The organism is Yersinia sp. 1252 StPb PI, from assembly GCF_048593885.1.
In the GTDB taxonomy this organism is placed as follows: Bacteria; Pseudomonadota; Gammaproteobacteria; order Enterobacterales; family Enterobacteriaceae; genus Yersinia; species Yersinia enterocolitica_E.
Map to the genome: position 1 here is coordinate 1 of NZ_JAZGQE010000270.1, position 4,180 is coordinate 4,180.

Consider the following 4,180-nt stretch of genomic DNA (forward strand, 5'->3'; position numbering starts at 1 on the left):
GGATTAGTTGCACCAAAATGATATTAACGCACTATTTTGGTGAGTCACTATGGTGCAAATAGTGTCAGCTAAGTAATTGCGTGCTAATCACTTAGAATAATTTCGTTATTTTTAAATAACTTGCATTTCTGGCACGATCTTTTCATATTGCTATCTGAAATATAAAAAACGGATCTCTATCCACAAAAGTACAAAGGAACTCCCACTTATGAAGTCATTTGTCAAAGTTTCATTGGCCGCGCTCACGCTGGCCTTTGCTGTTAGCTCCCACGCCGCAGAAAAAGAACTGATTGTTGCTACCGACACCGCGTTCGTCCCTTTTGAATTCAAACAAGGGGATAAATATGTCGGTTTTGATATCGACTTATGGGATGCCATCGCGAAGAAACTGGATTTGAAATACACCCTGAAACCAATGGATTTCAGCGGTATCATTCCAGCACTGCAAACCAAGAACGTGGATCTGGCACTAGCCGGTATCACTATTACCGACGAACGTAAAAAAGCCGTTGATTTCTCTGATGGCTACTACAACAGCGGCCTGCTGGTGATGGTAAAAGCTGACAACAATGACATCAAAGGCGAAGCTGATCTGAAAGGTAAAGTGTTGGCAGTCAAAAGCGGCACCGGTTCTGTCGATTATGCTAAAGCCAACATCAAAACCAAAGACCTGCGCCAATTCCCGAATATCGATAACGCCTATTTGGAGTTAGGTACTGGCCGCGCTGATGCCGTTTTGCATGACACGCCAAACATCCTTTACTTCATCAAAACTGCCGGCAATGGCCAGTTCAAAGCGGTGGGTGAATCTATCAAAGCCCAGCAATATGGTGTTGCATTCCCACAAGGCAGTGACCTGCGTGACAAAGTTAACGTTGCTCTGAAATCTCTGAAAGAAGACGGCACTTACGCTGCAATCTATAAAAAATGGTTCGGCGTAGAACCTAAGTAATTCATTTTTGCCGTTTTTAGACCAGGAGAATATCCATGCAGTTTGAATGGAGCGCTATTTGGCCCGCCATCCCAATCCTGCTTGAAGGCGCCAAGTTAACCCTATGGATCTCGGTCCTGGGGTTGCTTGGCGGCCTGATTATTGGGGTTATAGCAGGGTTTGCCCGCGCCTATGGCGGTTGGCTGAGCAGAAATATCGCATTAGTCTTTATTGAACTGATCCGTGGCACGCCGATTGTGGTGCAGGTGATGTTTATCTACTTTGCGTTACCGATGATGATGCCGGTGCGCATCGATCCTTTCTCAGCAGCCGTTGTGACAATTATTATTAACTCAGGGGCTTACATCGCAGAAATTACCCGTGGTGCGGTGCTGTCAATCCACAATGGGTTCCGCGAGGCCGGTCTGGCTCTCGGCTTATCCAAACGCGATACCTTGCGTTACGTAATAGCCCCTTTGGCCCTGCGCCGTATGCTGCCACCACTCGGTAACCAGTGGATCGTCAGTATTAAAGACACCTCACTGTTTATCGTGATTGGCGTAGCAGAACTGACTCGTCAGGGTCAGGAAATTATTGCCGGCAACTTCCGCGCCATGGAGATATGGAGTGCGGTGGCGGTGATCTACCTGATTATCACCTTGGCTCTGAGCTTCGTTCTGCGCCGGTTAGAAAGAAAGCTGAAAATAATATGATTGAATTCAAAAACGTCTCTAAACACTTTGGTAAAACCCAAGTGCTTCACGACATCAATTTGAATATCACCAAGGGTGAAGTGGTGGTTATTATTGGCCCTTCCGGCTCGGGTAAATCCACCCTGCTGCGTTGTATCAATAAGCTGGAAGTTATCACCAGTGGTGAGTTGATTGTCGATGGTCTGAATGTCAATGATCCCAAAGTCGATGAGCGCCTGATCCGTCAGGAAGCTGGCATGGTGTTCCAACAGTTTTATCTGTTCCCCCACCTGACGGCCTTGGAAAACGTCGCCTTTGGTCCGATTCGCGTACGTGGTGCTTCTAAAGAGGCAGCCAACAAACTCGCTATGGCGTTGTTAACCAAAGTTGGATTGGAAGAACGCGCGCATCATTTTCCCGCAGAGCTATCGGGTGGCCAACAGCAGCGTGTCGCTATCGCTCGTGCGCTGGCGGTAAAACCCAAGTTGATGTTGTTTGATGAGCCGACCTCGGCACTGGACCCAGAATTACGTCACGAAGTATTGACGGTAATGAAGGACTTGGCCGAAGAAGGCATGACCATGGTCATCGTCACCCATGAAGTGGGGTTTGCCCAGAAAGTGGCATCGCGTCTTATCTTCATTGATAAAGGTCGGGTCGCTGAGGATGGCAACCCGGATAGCCTTATCTCAAATCCGCCAAGTGAACGTTTACGGGAATTCCTCCAACACGTTTCCTGATGCGCAGGCTGACATTACCCTAAAATACCTCTGGCGGGCATCTTGATGATCCCCGCCAGATTTTTTATGCTGATAGGCCAATCATATCGGCGCTTGTTGATTCTTGACCTGAGCAAATGCGGTCATGAGTTTCACCACATCCTGCATCCCAATATTGACCTGATTAATAACCTCACCGGCATCTTGGGTCAGCGTCACCCCGCCCCCCGCTTGTTCGACACAAGTCCCCATACCCTTGATAGCCGCCATCACTCCATTCTGTATGCTCTTTGTCATCTGCTCGATTTCAGCCGCTGCCTTGCGTGACTGGTCCGCTAATATTCGGACCTCACTTGCCACCACCGAGAAACCCTTGCCATGCTCACCGGCATGAGCCGCTTCAATCGAGGCATTGATCGCTAATAGATTCGTTTGAGACGATATTTTACGAATCGCTTCCACCATGGTACCAATCTCTTGTGAGCAGCGGCCCAAATCACTGACCACATCAGAGGTTTCGCGTGCAATAGACTCAACCTCTTGCATACCACGAACCGCCTGTTGAACAATCTCAGCCCCTTGTGACGCTGAACGGTCGGTGGTTAATGATAAATGGTGCACATCGCGGATCAGGTTCTCCTCATGCTCCTGCTGCAACATCAATTGTGTAATATCCTGAGCAATCTTCACCACTTTAATCACTTGTCCCTCGTTATCCATAATCGGGTTATAACTGGCCTCCAGCCATACCCGTTTGCCATGTCTATTAAGACGCTCAAAACGGCCGATAATAAACTCACCATGGGCTAACCGCTGCCAGTGCTGATGGTACTCATCGCTATGTGCAAATTCTGGTGTGCAGAGTATCTGATGAGATTTATGTTGAATATCTGCCAGTGAATAACCAATAACCTTCAGCAGATTCTCGTTGGCATCCAAAATAATGCCTTGTGGTGTGAAAGTGATCATCCCCATTGAACGGTTAAGTGCTTTTAGCAAACTCTGGTGTTCCTGAGATTGCAAAATACGCTCGGTCACATCACTGGCGAGCTTAATAATTTCAATCACATTTCCACTACTATCGAGTACCGGTGTATAGGTTCCCTGCAACCAAACAATGCTGCCATCCTTGCGGATACGCTTAATATTATCGGTAATCGGTCGCCCTTCATTGAGCAGTTGCCAGTGGCGGCGGTAGGCATCAGTGAGTACATATTGTGGGTCACAGAACAGTTTATGATGTTTGCCGACCACCTCATCCTGTTGGTATCCCATTGCTTGTAAAAATAATGTATTAGCGTGTTTCACCGTACCATCTGGCTTGAAAATAATCATCGGAACAGCACTATCAATCGATGTCAGTTCGGCACGAGGGGATGCCTGAGATGAGCTGAAATTGAACAGCATAAATTGAGTCCTTATGGCGAATGATTAAGCAAAAAATAAGTCATGTGGCTATCAACCTATTTGCACAATAAAACCCCTGCCCCGTGAAAGAGGGCAGGTGTAAGTTTTATTCTTCACCCTGGACGATGAGGTAGCTGAGTTAATAAAATCAAAAAGAAAAAATCATCACAATATAAGCAAGATTTGTCAGCTATAGCGCCTGACTAAGATTTATCTTAATTAGCATAGACGAAAATATGGGGGTTTGCTGTTAGTGCAATGAGAGGGAAATAGAGCAATATCCCTATAATTGAATATTGCCCATAGATATAACAGACTCAAGTCAGTGATTCGGGTAAGTGCGCACAACCAACCCCCCTGCGGCGTCAAGGACGAAGAAGAGCATACCCAAAGTCATTGACGTTGCAGGTAGGCGGCCAGTAAACGCACCC

4 protein-coding genes are annotated in these 4,180 nt (G+C 47.1%); 3 read left to right on the forward strand and 1 reads right to left on the reverse strand.

The window, feature by feature from the left end:
* The first annotated feature begins 208 nt into the window (after positions 1 to 208).
* The 3 genes from glnH to glnQ are packed head-to-tail and all read left to right on the forward strand — an operon-like array spanning position 209 to position 2,363.
* Complete coding sequence (glnH, locus tag V2A85_RS22305; RefSeq protein WP_372558419.1) at positions 209 to 952, forward strand: glutamine ABC transporter substrate-binding protein GlnH; 744 nt, start codon at positions 209 to 211, stop codon at positions 950 to 952.
* Between the two features lie 35 nt (positions 953 to 987).
* Positions 988 to 1,644, forward strand: coding sequence for a glutamine ABC transporter permease GlnP (gene glnP / locus V2A85_RS22310; protein ID WP_004709093.1), 657 nt, complete (start codon positions 988 to 990; stop codon positions 1,642 to 1,644).
* Positions 1,641 to 2,363: a glutamine ABC transporter ATP-binding protein GlnQ gene (gene glnQ / locus V2A85_RS22315; RefSeq protein WP_372558418.1), complete on the forward strand. Its 723-nt coding sequence runs from the start codon at positions 1,641 to 1,643 to the stop codon at positions 2,361 to 2,363. The genes glnP and glnQ overlap by 4 nt, the downstream gene beginning before the upstream one ends.
* Positions 2,364 to 2,444: 81 nt before the next feature.
* On the opposite strand, the gene V2A85_RS22320 is transcribed toward glnQ, so the two are convergent.
* Positions 2,445 to 3,749, reverse strand: a complete 1,305-nt coding sequence (locus V2A85_RS22320) for a methyl-accepting chemotaxis protein (protein ID WP_420072399.1) — start codon at positions 3,747 to 3,749, stop codon at positions 2,445 to 2,447.
* Positions 3,750 to 4,180: the final 431 nt, after the last annotated feature.

Coding starts and splice junctions, on each gene's coding strand:
- glnH (WP_372558419.1), top strand. CDS start 209: ATGAAGTCATTTGTCAAAGTTTCATTGGCCGCGCTCACGCTGGCCTTT.
- glnP (WP_004709093.1), top strand. CDS start 988: ATGCAGTTTGAATGGAGCGCTATTTGGCCCGCCATCCCAATCCTGCTT.
- glnQ (WP_372558418.1), top strand. CDS start 1,641: ATGATTGAATTCAAAAACGTCTCTAAACACTTTGGTAAAACCCAAGTG.
- V2A85_RS22320 (WP_420072399.1), bottom strand. CDS start 3,749: ATGCTGTTCAATTTCAGCTCATCTCAGGCATCCCCTCGTGCCGAACTG.